Consider the following 16502-nt stretch of genomic DNA (forward strand, 5'->3'; position numbering starts at 1 on the left):
GAATTGATTATCGTGGGTTTCCAAACCCACGTTCAAGGTTCCACAAGTTTCAGTTTTGTTCAATTTTCAAGGTCCTGCTGTGCTGTCGCGTCTCCGTGACAGCTTGTATATTATAGCCTGTCCAACCAAAAATGTCAATAGGGTTTTTAAAAGTTTTTTGGATTTTTTTCAGAAGGGGCATTTGAGGGGAAATTGGGTGGTATAGGCAAGGCGGAGGACCGGGCATGCCCGGCCCCTACGGCGCAACAGATGGGGGAAAGTTGGTGATGCGGGCAGGGTGCGCGGGCGGCATATATGCCGCCCCTACGGGTGGGCCGTTGGGTGAGTGGTTGCCGTAAAGGGTTTGGTTGCGGGGTGCATCGGGGGAAAATATCTGCTTGCGCATCGTGCGGAAAAGCTTTATACTGATACTATAATAATGTATGGGTGGAACGAGCCATGATGAAGATTTACCGCACGCAGGACAAGCAGCTGACGCGGGTCGATGATATGAGCGAGGGGGCGTGGATCTGCCTGACCAGCCCCACCGATGAGGAAGTGCGCCGGGTAGCGGCAACACTGGACATCGAGCCTACCGATATCGTCGCGGCGACCGACCCCGAGGAATCGGCGCGTATCAGCCTGGAGGACGGCTACACCGTCATCATCGTGGACATCCCCATCAAGGTGGATGGCGCGAGCGAGGGCGTGTACACCACCATCCCCCTGGGCATCCTGCTGACGCAGGAGCTGATCGTCACGGTCTGCTCCGCTGATACCGCCGTGGTCGGCGATTTCGCCGCCTGCCGTGTCAAGGGGTTCTCAACGCGAAAGAAGATGCGGTTCGTCTACCAGCTTTTGTACCGCGCCGCCACTATGTATCAGCAGGAACTGCGGCTCATCGACCGCCGCCGCCAGGCCATTGAGAAGAATCTTGCCGGAGAGCTGAAGGACAGCGACCTGATGGAGCTGCACGCGCTGGAATCCACGCTGGTCTACTTTGCCACCAGTCTGCGCGCCAACGCCACGGTGCTGGACCGCCTGACCCGCTACAAGCGGCTGGAGCAGTACCCCGACGACCGCGAATTGCTGGACGACGTTATCGTCGAAATTCGCCAGGCCATTGAGATGACCAGCATCTACCGCGACGATATCAAGGGCACACGAGAGCTGTTCAGCTCGATTTTGGACAACCGCCTGAACAACGCCATGAAATACCTGACCAGCATCACCCTGTTGATGGCCGTGCCCACCGTTATCAGCGGTTTGTACGGCATGAACGTCCAGTCCGACGGTATGCCGTTTGCCAACACCACCGCCGGGTTTGCCATTGTGCTGGCGCTGACGCTGGCTTTGTGCGTGTTTGCGGCGTGGGTGCTGCACAAAAAGCATATGTTGTAAGGCGGGCACACACAAGTGCACCCCCACAAAAATGTAACGCCTGCCGCAAAAAGCAGGCGTTTTGTGTAACATTTGCAGGGCAAATCCCTACCTTATATATAAAGGAGGTCAAAACCATGGAGGACGCTTTGATCGTGGACCTGTACTGGGCCCGGGACGAGCAGGCACTGGCCGAGACGGCGGCCAAGTTCGGCACGTACTGCCGCAAAATTGCCGACAACATTCTGCACAGCGCCCACGACGCCGAAGAATGCGAGAACGACACCTGGCTGGCCGCGTGGAACAGTATGCCCACCAACCGCCCCGCGCGGCTGGCGCCGTACCTGGGGCGCATCACGCGGAATCTGGCGCTGGATCGCTTTGACAAGGCATCGGCCCAGAAGCGTGGCAGCGGACAGACCTGTGCCCCGCTGGACGAGCTGGCTGAGTGCGTCGCCGCGCCGGGCGGCGTGGAGGACAGTTTTGACGCCGCCGAAACCGGACGGATCATCAGCGATTTTCTGCGCACTTTGCCGGAAGAAACACGCAATATATTTTTGCGCCGCTATTGGTATTGCGACGCCACGGCAGATATTGCCGCGCGGTACGGTCTGACCGAGAGCAAGGTGCGGGTGACGCTGCACCGCACGCGCGGCAAGCTGTCCGCATACTTACAGGAAAGGGGTGCCGCGCTGTGACAGAACGTGAATTGTTTGAGGCCATCGGCCATGTGGACGATGACCTGATTTTGGCCGCCGACGCGCCGTTGAAAAAGCGCCGCAAACCGCCGGTATACTGGCGGCAGCTGGTGTCGGTGGCGGCGTGCGCGTGCATTTTCCTGGGCGGCGTGGCCGTGTGGCAGAGTGACGGATTCCGCAAAGCCAACATGACCAGCGAAGCCGCTGCCTTTGCCGACGACGCCCCGGAGGAAGCCGCCGAGATTGCCCCCGCACCGGATGTACCAATGCTGAGCGCCGCTGCGCTGCAGGCAGACAATGGGGACGCGGCCGCCAAGGAGGGGGCAACAAAGGATTCTGCCGAGTCGTCTATCGCACTGGGCCTGGCACGGTGCGTGCAGATCGACGGCGTGCGTTATTTTGAGTCGCCGAAGGTGATTGATTTCATCGCTAACCGCGACCCGGACGGCGTGATCTCCGACAGCGTCGACAGAGACGCATTCCCTGAGACAGACAGGTGCTCGAATTTTGGCACGGGGTATTCGTACTGGGTGACCGGGGACAACGCCGTGGTCGTGGAGATCGACGGGGAATATTGCGAGTTTGAGGCGAATTGAGGGTTCTACTCGCCTTCCCCTTTGGGGGAAGCCATGCTCACACAAAGTACAAATGACCCATGAGAGGCAGCCACCGTCTCCATGGGTCATTTTTTATCCCGCTCTTTGGCGGCGCTCAGGGCTTCGGGTTTGCGGGTCTCGGGGGTCAGCAGTTTGGCGCGGGTCACGGCGGCACCGCCGAACTTTTTCCGCAGGGCGTCTGCGGCGCGGTCGAGCTTTTCCTGCTTGTCGATGCGGGCGGCATCCGTGAACAGGTCCATCTGCTCAAAGTTGTCCTCGCTGGTTTTTTCGGCGCTGACACCCACCAGCCGCACCGGGCGCGCGGGCCACATCTGGCGCATCAACTCGGTGGCGACGTGATAGAGCCGGTCGGTGGAGTTCGTCGGATTGGGCAGTGTCGTCTGGTGGCTGGTGCGGCGAAAGGCGTTATCCACCAGCTGCACCGTCACCACGCGGGCGGTCTTGCCGTCGGCCCGCAGGCGGCGGCCCACCGAATCACAGAGCGCCAGCATCGTGGCGTCGGCGTCCTCGGGCCGGGGCAAGTCCCGGGGCATCGTTACGCTGTTGCCGTAGCTGTTGTCACGGCTGCCCTGCTTCGTCACCGGGTCAGACTCGCGGCCGTTGGCGTAGTTCCACAGCGTATCGCCCCGGGTGCCGAACAGCCCCACCGCCGTCTCGCGGTCGAGCTTGGCGAAATCGCCGATGGTGTAGACCCCGCAACCGTTCAGCCGCTTGGCCGCACTGGGGCCGACACCGAACAGATCGCCCACCGGCAGCGGCCACATCTTCTTTTCGACCTCGTATCTATATAAGGTATGGACCTTGTCGGGCTTTTCAAAGTCGGAGGCCATTTTGGCAAGCAGGCGGTTGGGCGCGATGCCGACATTGACCGTGAAGCCCAGCTCCCGGCGCACACGGCGGCGGATGGTGTGGGCGGCGGTCAGCGGCGGGCCGAACAGCGCCTCGGTGCCGGTCATGTCAAGGAAGGCCTCGTCGATGCTGTATTGTTCAACATCCGGGGTGTAGTCGTTCAAAATAGCAATCAGTGCCTTGCTGTTTTTGACGTAGAAGTCAAAGTCCGGCGGCACGATGGTCAGCCCCGGGCACTTGGCGCGGGCGGCGAAAAGGCTCTCCCCTGTCTGGATGCCGAATTTTTTCGCAGGGGCGCTTTTGGCCAGCACAACGCCGTGGCGCTTGGCCTCGTCGCCGCCCACAACGGCGGGGATGGTGCGCAGGTCGACGGTTCCGCCGTCCTGCAGCGATTTAAGCGCCGACCATGAGAGGAAGGCCGAGTTGACATCGACATGGAAGTAGATTTTGGGCATGGGTGAGGCGGCCTCCTTTCCATTCTCTTTGCCTTCTCCCCGAGGGGGAAGCCTTTATAAAGATTATACCACAAACTCGCTCTTGCACATAGCCTGCAAACGTGGTATAATCATATGTATATTTATACAGATAATACGTATATTTACAAAAGGAGCAACCATATGGACCTCGTAGGACATGATTTTTTGACGCTGTTGGACTTTACCCCGGCTGAGATTGGCGGCCTGCTGGACCTGGCGGCCGAGCTGAAAGCCAAGAAAAAGGCGGGCATTCCCCACGATACGCTGCGCGGCAAAAACGTGGCGCTGATTTTTGAAAAGACCTCCACCCGCACCCGCTGCTCGTTCGAGGTCGCGGCCCACGACTTAGGGATGGGCACCACCTACCTGGACCCCACCGGCAGCCAGATCGGCAAAAAGGAGTCCATCGCCGACACGGCGCAGGTGCTCTCCGGTATGTTTGAGGGCATCGAGTACCGCGGCTACGGCCAGGCCATTGTGGAAGAGCTTGCCAAGTACGCCAGCGTGCCGGTGTGGAACGGCCTGACGAACGAGTACCACCCCACCCAGATCCTGGCCGACTTTTTGACGCTGCGTGAACATTTCGGCAAGCTGCAGGGCCTGAAATTTGCCTACATGGGCGACGCCCGCTACAACATGGGCAACAGCCTGATGATCGGCTGCGCGAAGATGGGCCTGCATTTTGTGGCCTGCGCACCCAAAGCCTACTGGCCGAACCCCGAGCTGGTCGCCAAATGCCGGGAGTTTGCCCGCCTGAGCGGCGGCAGCATCACACTTTCCGAGGATACCGACGCTGTGGCCGGGGCCGATGTGGTCTACACTGATGTGTGGGTCAGCATGGGTGAGCCGGTGGAAGTGTGGGAGGAGCGTATCAATGCCCTGGCCCCCTACCAAGTCAACGCGCAGCTGATGGCGAAGGCCAAGGGCACCGCCGTGTTCATGCACTGCCTGCCCGCCTACCACGACCACAAGACCGCCGTGGGCAAGGAAATGGGCGAGAAATTTGGCCGCGACGCCATGGAAGTGACCGACGAGGTATTCAACGGCCCGCAGTCCATCGTATTCCAGGAGGCCGAGAACAGAATGCATACCATCAAAGCCGTGATGGCGGCAACGCTGGGGGCGTGAGTCCCAAGCCTTCCCCTGTGGGGGAAGGTGGCCCCGCAGGGCCGGATGAGGGGCAAAGTTTGCCGTGGCAACCCGATTGCGGGCGACAATGGTAAGGTTTTTCCTCATCAGTCAGCGGGCGGGGCCGCTGACAGCTTCAGTCTCCGCGCTAAGAGCCGCCTACGGCGGTTGCGCTCCGACACGCGCCTGCGGGCGCAGCCCCAAGGGGGAAGCCAGACACAGAAAAAGGCACGTCCAACGCAGGACGTGCCTTTCCATTTATAAAGAATTACTCCTCAACATAACCATACTGCAGGTACCAGTAGCCGTAGGGGCTGTGCCAGGTGCCCTTCAGAGAGGGGCTCTGCAGCCAGAAGTCGTTGTAGTACGCAACGGGGATGCAGGCGGCGTCGGCCATCAGCATGTCCTCGGCCTCGTGCAGCTTCTCAAAGTGGGTAGCCTTGTCGGCAACGCGGGACTCCTCGATGACCTTGTCGAAGTCGGGGTTGGCGTACTTGCCGTCGTTGTTGCCGTTGTTGGTGGTGAACAGCTCCAGCATGTTGGAGGGGTCGTTGTAGTCCATGGACCAGCCGTTGCGGCTGATGTCATAGTCACCGGCGCGGCGCATCGGCAGGAAGCTGGCCCACTCGACCTTGTTGATGTTGACGGTGATGCCCAGCTCGCCCCAGGCCTGCTGGACGTACTCAGCAACAGGGATGTGGTAGCCGGCGTCGTTGGCGCTGTACTCAACAACCGGGAAGCCCTCGCCGTCCGGGTAGCCGGCCTCGGCCATCAGCTGCTTGGCCTCCTCGAGGTTGGCCTCGTAGTCGTCGCCGATGTAGGGCTTGCCGCCGTTGGCATTGTCCATGAAGTAGCCCTCGTTGTCCACGATGCCGGGGCCAACCAGCGCAGTGGCGGGGGTGTAGATGCCCTGCATGATGGTGTTGGCAACGTAGTCGCGGTCAATGGCCAGAGACATAGCCTTGCGGACATTGGGGTCGGTGAACGGCTCCTTCTGATCGTTCAGGGAGATGTAATAGGTGCCCATGATCTCATCGAGATAGAAGTCGCCGCCGTCCTCGGCCCTGGTCAGGCTGGGGATCTCATCGGTGGGGACGTCCTTGACGAGCTGTGCCTCACCGCTGTTGTAGGCGGCGTAGGCAGCGCTGGAATCCTCGAGCAGAAGCAGGGTGATGGTGTCAGAAACGATCTTGGAGGAATCCCAGCCGCCGACGTAGTTCGGGTTCTTGGACAGAACAATACGCTCGGAGGGAGTCCACTCGGTGATCATGTAGGGGCCGTTGCAGACGTAGGTGTCGGGCTCGGTGCACCAGGCGTCGCCGTTGGCCTCCACAGTGGCCTGCTGCACGGGTGAAGTGGCGACGAAAGCGGCCAGCTTGTCAAAGTAGGAGCAGGGATAGCTCAGGGTGATGGTCAGGTCCTTACCGTCCTCGCTGGCAACGACGTTCAGGGCATCCCAGTCGGGATCGGTGGTGGTGTTGCCGTCCGCATCGGGGTTGCCGATGGCATCCTGATAGCCGTCGATCATGCCGACAACCGTCTCAGCATAGGGGGCGGCGGTGTCGGGGCAGGCCAGACGCTTGAAGCTGTACTCGAAGTCGGCGGCGGTCAAATCGGAACCGTCGCTCCACTTCAGGCCGTCGCGCAGATGGAAGGTCCAGACCAAGCCGTCATCGCTGACTTCGTAGCTCTCGGCCTGACCGGGCTGGATTTCGTTGTTCTCGTCGATGATGAGCAGGGGCTCCTCGATGGTGATGAGGGTGTTGCCGCCGTCGACGGCAGCGTTCAGGGCCGGGTCCAGGGTCTCGGGGTTGGGGCCGAGCTGGACGGTGAAGCCGGTGCCCTCGCCGGTGGCGGCGTCAGCAGCCTCGGTGGTGGCAGTATCGGCGCTGCCGTTGGTGTCAGTGGTGCTTGCGGAAGAACCGCAGGCTACCAGAGAAACTGCCATGCCGGCAGCCATCGCCGCGGCGATGATTCTCTTGTTCTTCATGTTGCTTGTATCCTCCTGATGGATCTTTCTTACACTCGTTGTCTGTCCGTGACAGGCGAACATTGACTATTATAATACGCGCAACACAGGATTGCAAGTTCGGCAACGATATGTTACTGTTTTGTAACGGTTTTGCCTTCCCCAAGAGGAAGCCTCACCAACAAAAAAAGGCACGGCCTTTTAACAGGTCGTGCCCTTTATAAAGGTTAGTTACTGCTCAACATAACCGTACTGCAGGTACCAGTAGCCGTAGGGGCTGTGCCAGGTGCCCTTCAGAGAGGGGCTCTGCAGCCAGAAGTCGGTGTAGTAAGCAACGGGGATCGCACCGGCATCCTCCATCAGGATGTCCTCGGCCTCGTGCAGCTTCTGGAAGTGGACGCTCTTATCGGCGACCTTGGAGGCTTCGATGGCGGCATCGAACTCGGGGTTGCTGTACTTACCATCGTTGTTGCCGTTGGTGGTGGTGAACAGCTCGATCATGTTGGAAGGATCGTTATAGTCCATGACCCAGCCGTTACGGCTGACGTCGTAGTCACCGGCGCGGCGCATCGGCAGGAAGCTGGCCCACTCGACCTTGTTGATGTTGACGGTGATGCCCAGCTCGCCCCAGGCCTGCTGGACGTACTCAGCAACGGGGATGTGGTAGCCGGCGTCGTTGGCGCTGTACTCGATGGTGGGGAAGCCCTCGCCGTTCGGGTAACCAGCGTCGGCCATCAGCTGCTTGGCCTCCTCGAGGTTGGCGTCATAGTCGTCGCTGATGTAGCGCTCGCCGCCGTTGGCGTTGTCATAGAACATACCAGTCTCATCGACGATGCCGGGGCCGACAAAGTTATAAGCAGGCTCGTAGGTGCCCTGCATGATGGTGCCGGCAACATACTCACGGTCGATGGCCAGGCTCAGAGCCTTGCGGACCTTGGCATCCGTGAACGGCTCACGCTGGTCGTTCAGAGAGATGTAGTAGGTGCCCAGGATGGTGTCAACGTAGAAGTCGCCGCCGTCCTCGGCCTTGGTCAGGCTGGGGATCTCATCGGTGGGGACGTCCTTGATGAGCTGTGCCTCACCGCTGTTGTAGGCGGCGTAAGCAGCGCTGGAGTCCTCGAGCAGGAGCAGGGTGATGGTGTCGGAAACGATCTTGGAGGAATCCCAGCCGCCGACGTAGTTCGGGTTCTTGGACAGAACAATACGCTCGGAGGGGATCCAATCGCTGATCATGTAGGGGCCGTTGCAGACGAAGGTGTCAGGCTGCGTGCACCAGGCATCGCCGTTGGCCTCAACAGTAGCCTGCTGCACGGGGCTCATAGCCGCGAAGGCGCAGAGCTTATCGAAGTAGGAGCAGGGATAGGACAGCTGGACGGTCAGGGTCTTGCCGTCCTCGCTGGCGTGGACGTTCAGGGCATCCCAGTCGGGATCGGTGGTGGTGTTGCCGTCCGCATCGGGGTTGCCGATGGCATCCTTATAGCCGTCGATCATGCCGACAACGGTCTCGCCGTAGGGGGCTGCGGTGTCGGGGCAGGCCAGACGCTTGAAGGAGTACTCAAAGTCCTTCGCAGTCAGGTCGGAGCCGTCGCTCCACTTCAGGCCGTCCTTCATGGTGAAGGTCCAGGTCAGGCCATCCTCGGAGACCTCGGGCAGCTCTGCCTGGCCGGGAACAACCTCGTTGTTCTCGTCGATGAGCAGCAGCGGCTCAAAGGTGGTGATGATGGTGTTGGCACCATCGATAGAGCTGTTCAGCGCGGGGTCCAGGGTCTCGGGGTTAGGTCCGAGCTGGACAGTGAAACCGGTAGCGTCGCCGGTAGCCTCGGTGGCTTCGCTGGTCGCAGCTTCGGTGGATGCAGCGGTGCTGGTCTCGGTGGAGGCTGCGGTGCTGGCAGAGCCGCCGCAGGCAGCGAGAGAAGCAGCCATGCAGCCGGCCATAGCCACGGCAGCAACGTTCTTCATCTTCATGTGAAATACCCTCCAAATTCATTATACTTTATACCCAATCCCCCTCGGGGGCAGCGCCCCCAACGGAGTGAATATTTATACTTTACCACTCTAAAGCGGCATTTGCAAGTGTTCTGTAATTTTTGTAACTGTTTTGATAGAAAATCCGTTTGTATCTCCACCGTGGACAATTCTGTGTGTCGCAGATAGATGTCTCTCTGTCGCATACAATTTTGCTTAAAACGCAAGGCGGCCACGGCTGACCGCCTTGCATATGTATAAATTTCAGGCCGAGTGAAGTCAGTCAGCGGACAGAATCGTCCAAAGGCCCTCACGGCCGCCGTCCAGCAGGTTGCAGGGGTGTCGAGGACGCCGCCCCCCCTACTTATTTTACCTTATCCAGATGGTGGCAGGCTGCCCAATGGCCGCTGCTGACCTCCTTGAACTCCGGCACCTCGGCAGCGCAGCGCTCATCGGCGTAGGGGCAGCGGGTGCGGAAACGGCAGCCGCTCGGCGGGTTCAGCGGACTGGGCACATCGCCCTGCAGCACAATGCGGTGGCTCTGGCGGGCCATCACGGGGTCAGCCACCGGAATGGCCGAGATCAGGCTGCGGGTGTAGGGGTGGACGCTGTGGGCGATCAGCTCAAAGCTGTCGGCCAGCTCGACCAGCTTGCCCAGATACATAACGCCGATGCGGTTGGAAATGTGCTTGACAACGCTCAGGTCGTGCGCAATAAAGAGGTAGGTCAGCCCCATCTCCTGCTGCAGATCCTCAAACATATTGACGACCTGTGCCTGAATTGAGACATCCAGCGCGGAGACAGGCTCGTCGCAGACGATGAACTCAGGGTCCACAGCCAGCGCACGGGCGATGCCGACACGCTGACGCTGACCGCCGGAGAACTCGTGCGGGTAGCGGTTGGCGTGCTCACTGTTCAGGCCGACACGCTCCAGCAGGGAGATGATCTTGTCGTGACGCTCCTTGGCGTTGGCGCACAGGTGGTGGATGTCGATGCCCTCACCGACGATATCACCGATGGTCATGCGGGGGTCCAGGCTCGCGTAGGGGTCCTGGAACACGATCTGCATACGGCGGCGGTAGGGCAGCATATCCACCGCGATCTTCTTTTTCTTGTCAAACAGCACCTTGCCGTCATAGATGATGGTGCCGTCCGTCGGTTCATACAAACGCAGCAGGGTGCGGCCGGTGGTGGTCTTGCCGCAGCCGGATTCGCCGACCAGACCCAGGGTCTCGCCCTTGCGGATGGCAAAGCTGACGTCATCGACAGCCTGCACATACTGCTTTTTCTTGCCCACGCCGCCGGCCGGGAAGTACTGCTGCAAATGCTTTACTTCAACAAGATTCTCGCTCATTCGGCTTTGCCCCCTTTCTCAAATTCTTCTTTCTGGCGCAGCCAGCAATAGGTGTAATGGGTGTCGCTCAATTCGGTTTTGGGCGGCATCTTATTCAGGCAGATCTTCATGCAGCTCTTGCAGCGCGGCGCGAAGGGGCAGCCCGCAGGCGGATTCAGCAGGTCGACCGGCTGGCCCTCGATGGGCACCAAGCGTTCCTTCTCCTCGGCGTTCAGCTTGGGGATGGAGTTGATCAGGCCCTTGGTGTACTCGTGCTGGGGATTGTAGAAAATCTCGTCGGTGGTGCCGTACTCGACGATGTGACCGGCGTACATGACGGCGATCTTCTCGCACATCTGGGCGACAACACCCAGGTCATGGGTGATCATGATGATGGACATACCCAGCTTGTGGCGCAGGTCGTTCATCAGCTCAAGGATCTGCGCCTGGATCGTGACGTCCAGCGCGGTGGTCGGCTCGTCAGCGATCAGCAGCTTTGGCTCGCAGGCCAGCGCAATGGCGATCATAACACGCTGGCGCATACCGCCGGACAGCTCGTGGGGGTACTGCTTTAGGCGGCGGTCCGGCTCGTTGATGCCGACCAGCTCCAGCAGCTCCTTAGCGCGGGCCCAGGCTTCCTGCTTGGTCTTTTTGGTGTGCAGCAGGATGACCTCGACGATCTGGTTGCCGATGGTGTACACCGGGTTCAGACTCGTCATAGGGTCCTGGAAGATGATGGAGACCTCGTTGCCGCGGATCTTGCGGAACTCCTTCTCGGTCATTTTGTCGATCTGGTGGCCGTTGAACCACACCGTGCCGCCGACCAGACGGCCGGGGTAAGCGGTCAGGCCCATGATGGAATACGCCGTGACAGACTTGCCGGAGCCGGACTCGCCGACGATGCCCAGCACGTCGCCCTGGTTCATGCTGAAGGACACGCCGTTCAGCGCTTTGACTTCGCCCGCGGGGGTGAAGAAGGACAGGCGTTCGTCCTTGATTTCAAGAATTTTCTCGCTCATGTTTGCTTCTCCTCCCCTCTCAGCTCTTCAGTTTCGGGTCAAATGCGTCGCGCAGGCCATCGCCGAACAGGTTAAAGACCAGGATCATAACGCTGATCATCAGCGCGGGGGCGATCAGCAGCACCGGGTAGGTGTTCATGCCCTTGACGGCGTCGGTTGCCAGAGAGCCCAAGGACGGCATAGGCGCAGCAACGCCCAGGCCGAGGAAGCTCAGGTAGCTCTCGGTGAAGATGGAGGACGGGATCTGCAGGGTGGTGGTGACGATCAGGGTACCCATGCAGTTGGTCAGCAGGTGCTTTTTGATGATGCGGCCGCCGGATGCGCCCAGTGCGCGGGCAGCGGTGACATACTCGCTCTCTTTCAGCGTCAGGACCTGGGAGCGGACGATACGCGCCATGCCGACCCAATACAGCAGCGCGAAGATGATGAAGATGGACACCATATTGGGGCCGAGGGTCTGCATCCAGCCAAAGCCGGGCTTGGTCGCCAGCGCTTCCAGCGGTTCCTTGATGGCCATAGCCAGCAGGATAATGAGCAGGATGTCGGGGATGGTGTAGAGAATATCGGTAATGCGCATCATGATGTTATCGACCCAGCCGCCCGCAAATGCGGAGATAGCGCCGTAGGTCGCACCGATGAGCAGGACCAGCACAGAGGCCAGCAGGCCGACGGACAGGGAGACGCGGGTGCCCATCATGACACGCACGGCAAAGTCACGGCCCATACGGTCGGTGCCCAAAATGTGGGGGAATACGTTCTCGCCCTGGTCGATGAGCTTCTGCTCCGCGGCAGAATACTCAAACGGAGCCAGGTTGTTGCTGCCCTTGATCTGCTGCTCGTAGCTGTACGGCCAGAAGCTGGGCAGAATGTAGGCCATGAAGGCAATCAGCAGGATGACCACCAGGCTGACCATGGCGATCTTGTTTTTCTTCAGGCGGCGCATGCCGTCCTTCCAGAAGTTGACGCTCTCACGCATGATAACAAGGCTCTTCTTCTCGTCGTTGGATGCGGGGGCGAAATCTTCCACGTTGAGTTGCAGGCTCAACGGATTCTTTTTCAGATTTTCCATTTTGTCTGCTCCTCCTTACTTCAGCTTGATGCGCGGGTCGATGATCTTGTACAGGATGTCAACGATGACGTTGGCAACAATGACGAGGGTCGCCAGCAGAATCGTGGTGCCCATGATCATCATGTAGTCACGGTTGGTGATGGCAGACACGAAGTCACGGCCCAGGCCGGGGATGGAGAAGATCTTTTCGACAACAAAGGAACCGGTCATCAGACCTGCCAGCATGGGGCCGACATAGGTGACAACAGGCAGGATGGCGTTGCGCAGGGCGTGCTTGAACAGGATCTTCACGCTGGAAACGCCCTTGGCGCGGGCGGTGCGCATGTAATCCTGACCCATGACGTCCAGCAGACTGGAACGCATCAGGCGGGTGATGTAGGCGGTGGGGTAAATAGCCAGCGCCGTCACGGGCATGATGTAGGCCGCCGGCTCATTCAAACCGACGGTGGGCAAAATTTTCAGATTCATGCCGAAGGTGTAAAGCAGCACGACGCTGGAAATAAAGCTCGGGATAGCGATGCCGCAGGTGGCGAAGACAATAATAAGGTTGTCAGCCCATTTTCCTCGGTTATACGCAGACAGACAGCCCAGCGGAATGCCAACGCACAGGGCGACCAGAACGGCCAGACCGGCGGTGCGGGCAGACACAGGCAGCTTGGAGAAGATGATCTGGTTGACGGTACGGCCGCGCTGTTTCAGGCTCAGGCCCATATCGCCGTGGACAAGGCTGTTCATGTAGTTGAGGTACTGCACACCCAGGGGCTTGTCCAGGCCGTATTTTTCGGCCAGAGCCTGCTGGGCTGCTTTACTGATGGACTTTTCCGCCACGAACGGGCCGCCGGGGACCAGGTTCATGATGAAAAAGGTAAGGGTCGCGACGATGAACACGCTGAAAATGCCCATTGCCACGCGCTTGACGATGTACTTCGCCATGGTTTAGTGCCACTCCGTTTCTTAATGGAATACAAATTGGGGTCGATTCTGGTTTATCTGTTTAATGTTCTGTACTGTGCACGCGCATTTGTGCGTACACTGTGGACACGAAAGAGAATAAAAAAGCCGATGGCGGCTGCGATTGCAAACACCATCGTTCGTAATCCAAAATCTATGAATATTATAAAATGTTGCAAAGTATTTGTCAATTCTCTGTCGCGCTCCTGGCAACGACAAACAGCCGAAAAGCCGCGCGTTTAGCTGCAAATTTTCGGTAAAGATGCCCATTTGCGGATTTTTTTGAGTTTTTTTGAAAAACCGCTTGACTTTCCCCACCGCCGGCGCTATAATAAAACACGTTCTCCGGCGAGAACGCCAAGAGAATATGCGCCGGTAGCTCAGCTGGATAGAGTGTCTGACTACGAATCAGAAGGTCGGGGGTTCGAGTCCCTTCCGGCGCACCAAGGTCACTTGCATTTGCAAGTGACCTTTTTTGTTTATTATAGTCAGGTTTCCCCTGCAAAGCAAGTGCCCCGGCAGCTGCAAACTGCCGGGGCCTTCCTTAATTATATACTATCTGACTATCTGCGTTTGTTCCAGGCTGTGCCAAAGCCCACTACGCCCGCGCAGAGCAGCGCGGCCAGTGCCTCCAGCGGGAAAGCATCCCCGGTCCGGGGCAGGGCCCCCACCGGGCGGGCCGTGTTTTTTATGGGGCGCGGCATCGGCGCGGCGCTCGGCGCATGTGTGGCCGTGGCCGCCGGGGTGGGCGAGTCATAGCGGTTGGTGAACACCACCCCCGCCGCTTTAGCAGTTCTGCCGCTGCGCACCGCCCACAGTTCGGTATCAAGGCTACCGTCGGCGGCGGTCATCACCCGCACCGTCACAGTGTAGGTGCGGCCGTCGTAGGTCGTATCGGCGGCGCGGCCTTTTACCTGGGCCAGCTTATAGCGGTAATCCCCCGGCGCGTCAAAGGTCAGGCCGGTAAAATACACCGTGCCGCCGCCCTTGACCTGCACGCTGGTCTGGGCCGGTGCCGGGGCGTTATCCAGCGGGGTGATCTCCACCGTGTACACCGTGTCGCAGGCTGCGCCGTCGGTGCGCACCGTCACCGGGATCTCGGCCCCCGCCCGCGCCGCAAAGACCGGCAGCGGGCAGAGCAGCGCCAGCACCAGCGCCGCCGCGGGCAGCCAGCGCCGCAGGGTCGTTTTGCCAAAACTCATTGTGTTTCATCTCCTTCATCCAAAGTTGCCGGGCGCAGCCGTCCCAGCAGCACCACACGGCCGTTCGTCTCGGCCCCGGCGCAGGTGGACAGGGCGATCAGCCTGTCCTGCGAGCCCACATCCAGCGCCCGCTGCTGCACAGCCCGGGCCTGCACCGCGTCAAGCAAGGCGGCAGTGTCGGCGGTGTAGCGCTCCACAGCGTAAATCTCCGCGTCGTAGGCGTCTGCCTCCAGGCAGACAAACAGCTCGATCTCATACGCTGCATCGGGCAGTATCAGACTGCCGGAAGGGTGCGCCGCAAAGTAGTCTGCCTGCACAAACTTCGATACATCGCCGAACATTGCGCCATTCTCCATATGGTGGGCGTAGACAATGGAATACCCGTCGCTGAAATCCGCCTTGCTGCGGCTGTCCAGAAACACCGCCCCCGACAGCGAAAATTCGCCGTAGACGTCGCGGTTGATGTAGTCCATATTCGTCGCGCCCTGCACAAGCGGGTAGTCGATGTGGGTGCCGTCGATGGTCAGCCAGCCGCAGACGTCGGGGTTCAGCGCCTGCAATTCGGCCAGTGTCGGGGCAGCAGTGTTCTTGTCGGCGGGCTTATATTGCAGCAGGTCCGCGCTGGCAAATGCGCCCCGGCTGACGGCTGCGTCCTGCCAGAGGGCGAACCCGCCGAAAGCCAGCAGCACCGCCATCAGCACGGCTGCCAGGGCGCTGACCACCGCACTGCCCAGCCGGGCCAGGTGTGCCGCTGCGGAAAGCATCAATCACAGCGGCGCTTGCGGAACACCACCGCACCGCTGCCCACCGCCAGGGCCAGCATAGCGCCGTAGGGCGCAGCATCCAACAGCAGGCCGGTGGGCGTGACCGCGTCACGGATGTTCGTGACCGTGATGGCCGCGTCTGCCGTACCGATGGTCTGCCGGCCCAGGCTGGTGCCTGTCCCGGTGCCGCCGGGGAACACCCAGGTGGTCGAGGTATATTTCGCCGCGTCGGTGCCGCTCTCATCGATGGTATAGGTCGCGCCCTCGGGCAGGCCGGTTACTTCCAACTGCTCGTTGCCCTTGAGAGTCACCTTGATCTCCTTCTCGCCGTTCTCCAGGGTATACACCGTGCCGGGGCCGCTCAGCTCGTCGTCTGCCTGGCCGGTGCGCAGCGTCACCGACGTCATATGGTTTTCGGTGTCAGGATCTGTGATATGCAGCGTAAAGTCAAAGCTGTCGCCATAGCTGGCAAAGTCACCCGCCAGCCGCTTGGTCACGGTCAGGCTGTGGGTCGTGTACTCGTTGGTGACGAGCTCGGCTTTTGTGCCGGTCTCTTTCTCGGCCAGGATGGCATACTCCAGCTTGAAGTGCTGTCCATCCGGCTCGGCCTCGCTCTCATTGGCGACGCTGACCTTCAGCAGGTAGAGCGGCGCGGTGGACAGACCGCTGATGCCGTGGGCCTGCTCGGTCAGACGGTAGTAGTAGATGCCGGGCTTTGTGAACTTGTCCATATTGAAATCAACGGTCACATTGCTCTCGGTGTTGGCTTTTCCTTGGGCATCGGCGGTAAATTCCGCCGTGGCCGTGGTACTGGCAAGCTGATCCGCCGTGCCGAGCATTTCGTCCGCGGTGTGGGCCTGGGGCAGGTCGCCATCCTGGCCTGGGGCCACGTTGAAAGTGATCGTGCCCTTGATGCCGCCCGCGCCGGGGGCTTTGTCCAGGTTGATGGCCTTTTTAAGGATGATGCTGCCGCCGCCGACCGTGATGCGGCTGGCAGGTCTTTCGGCATCGGCTGCATAGGCCGCCGTGGACAGCGCCCCGGCCAGCACAGCAGCGGTGAGAGCGGCAGAAAGTTTGATGGTGTTCATGGTAAGTACCTCGTT

14 protein-coding genes and 1 tRNA gene are annotated in these 16502 nt (G+C 60.1%); 5 read left to right on the plus strand and 10 right to left on the minus strand.

The window, feature by feature from the left end; genetic code table 11:
- Window positions 1-438: 438 nt before the first annotated feature.
- The 3 genes from GPK89_RS03385 (at window position 439) to GPK89_RS03395 (ending at window position 2653) form a co-directional block, all read left to right on the plus strand.
- The gene (locus GPK89_RS03385; protein WP_215691584.1) at window positions 439-1380 is read left to right on the plus strand and encodes a magnesium transporter CorA family protein; all 942 of its coding nucleotides are present in this window, start codon (window positions 439-441) and stop codon (window positions 1378-1380) included.
- A 116-nt stretch (window positions 1381-1496) separates the two neighbouring features.
- The gene (locus tag GPK89_RS03390) at window positions 1497-2057 is read left to right on the plus strand and encodes an RNA polymerase sigma factor (protein WP_215691585.1); all 561 of its coding nucleotides are present in this window, start codon (window positions 1497-1499) and stop codon (window positions 2055-2057) included.
- Complete coding sequence (locus GPK89_RS03395) at window positions 2054-2653, plus strand: hypothetical protein (RefSeq protein ID WP_215691586.1); 600 nt, start codon at window positions 2054-2056, stop codon at window positions 2651-2653. The genes GPK89_RS03390 and GPK89_RS03395 overlap by 4 nt, the downstream gene beginning before the upstream one ends.
- Window positions 2654-2739: 86 nt before the next feature.
- Here GPK89_RS03395 and GPK89_RS03400 read toward each other — a convergent pair whose 3' ends face one another.
- Window positions 2740-3978, minus strand: coding sequence for a DNA polymerase Y family protein (locus GPK89_RS03400; RefSeq protein ID WP_215691587.1), 1239 nt, complete (start codon window positions 3976-3978; stop codon window positions 2740-2742).
- A gap of 162 nt (window positions 3979-4140) precedes the next feature.
- On the opposite strand from GPK89_RS03400, the gene argF reads away from it, so the two are divergent.
- Entirely contained in the window at window positions 4141-5127 is a 987-nt protein-coding gene (gene argF, locus GPK89_RS03405; RefSeq protein ID WP_215691588.1) for an ornithine carbamoyltransferase, read from the plus strand.
- A 268-nt stretch (window positions 5128-5395) separates the two neighbouring features.
- On the opposite strand, the gene GPK89_RS03410 is transcribed toward argF, so the two are convergent.
- The 6 genes from GPK89_RS03410 to GPK89_RS03435 all read right to left on the minus strand — a co-directional run bounded on the left by GPK89_RS03410 (window position 5396) and on the right by GPK89_RS03435 (window position 13415).
- A complete protein-coding gene (locus tag GPK89_RS03410; protein ID WP_215691589.1) occupies window positions 5396-7117 on the minus strand; it encodes a peptide ABC transporter substrate-binding protein in 1722 nt (573 codons plus the stop codon).
- A gap of 210 nt (window positions 7118-7327) precedes the next feature.
- Entirely contained in the window at window positions 7328-9061 is a 1734-nt protein-coding gene (locus GPK89_RS03415; protein ID WP_215691590.1) for a peptide ABC transporter substrate-binding protein, read from the minus strand.
- A 364-nt stretch (window positions 9062-9425) separates the two neighbouring features.
- Window positions 9426-10415 (minus strand): ABC transporter ATP-binding protein, encoded by a 990-nt coding sequence (locus GPK89_RS03420; protein WP_215691591.1) that lies wholly within the window; start codon window positions 10413-10415, stop codon window positions 9426-9428.
- A complete protein-coding gene (locus GPK89_RS03425) occupies window positions 10412-11413 on the minus strand; it encodes an ABC transporter ATP-binding protein (RefSeq protein ID WP_215691592.1) in 1002 nt (333 codons plus the stop codon). The genes GPK89_RS03420 and GPK89_RS03425 overlap by 4 nt, the downstream gene beginning before the upstream one ends.
- A 19-nt stretch (window positions 11414-11432) precedes the next feature.
- Complete coding sequence (locus tag GPK89_RS03430) at window positions 11433-12482, minus strand: ABC transporter permease (RefSeq protein ID WP_215691593.1); 1050 nt, start codon at window positions 12480-12482, stop codon at window positions 11433-11435.
- Between the two features lie 15 nt (window positions 12483-12497).
- Complete coding sequence (locus tag GPK89_RS03435) at window positions 12498-13415, minus strand: ABC transporter permease (RefSeq protein WP_215691594.1); 918 nt, start codon at window positions 13413-13415, stop codon at window positions 12498-12500.
- Window positions 13416-13802: 387 nt separating this feature from the next.
- Between GPK89_RS03435 and GPK89_RS03440 the strand changes: the two genes are divergently transcribed.
- Window positions 13803-13879 (plus strand) — tRNA-Arg (locus tag GPK89_RS03440).
- 117 nt (window positions 13880-13996) lie between these two features.
- On the opposite strand, the gene GPK89_RS03445 is transcribed toward GPK89_RS03440, so the two are convergent.
- The 3 genes from GPK89_RS03445 to GPK89_RS03455 are packed head-to-tail and all read right to left on the minus strand — an operon-like array spanning window position 13997 to window position 16487.
- Window positions 13997-14635: a Spy0128 family protein gene (locus tag GPK89_RS03445; RefSeq protein ID WP_215691595.1), complete on the minus strand. Its 639-nt coding sequence runs from the start codon at window positions 14633-14635 to the stop codon at window positions 13997-13999.
- Window positions 14632-15399, minus strand: a complete 768-nt coding sequence (srtB, locus tag GPK89_RS03450) for a class B sortase (RefSeq protein WP_215691652.1) — start codon at window positions 15397-15399, stop codon at window positions 14632-14634. Before srtB ends, GPK89_RS03445 begins: the two co-directional genes overlap by 4 nt.
- Window positions 15399-16487, minus strand: a complete 1089-nt coding sequence (locus GPK89_RS03455) for a DUF7601 domain-containing protein (protein ID WP_215691596.1) — start codon at window positions 16485-16487, stop codon at window positions 15399-15401. The genes srtB and GPK89_RS03455 overlap by 1 nt, the downstream gene beginning before the upstream one ends.
- Between the last annotated feature and the right edge of the window lie 15 nt (window positions 16488-16502).

The organism is Gemmiger formicilis (genome assembly GCF_018784445.1).
Lineage (GTDB): Bacteria > Bacillota > Clostridia > Oscillospirales > Ruminococcaceae > Gemmiger.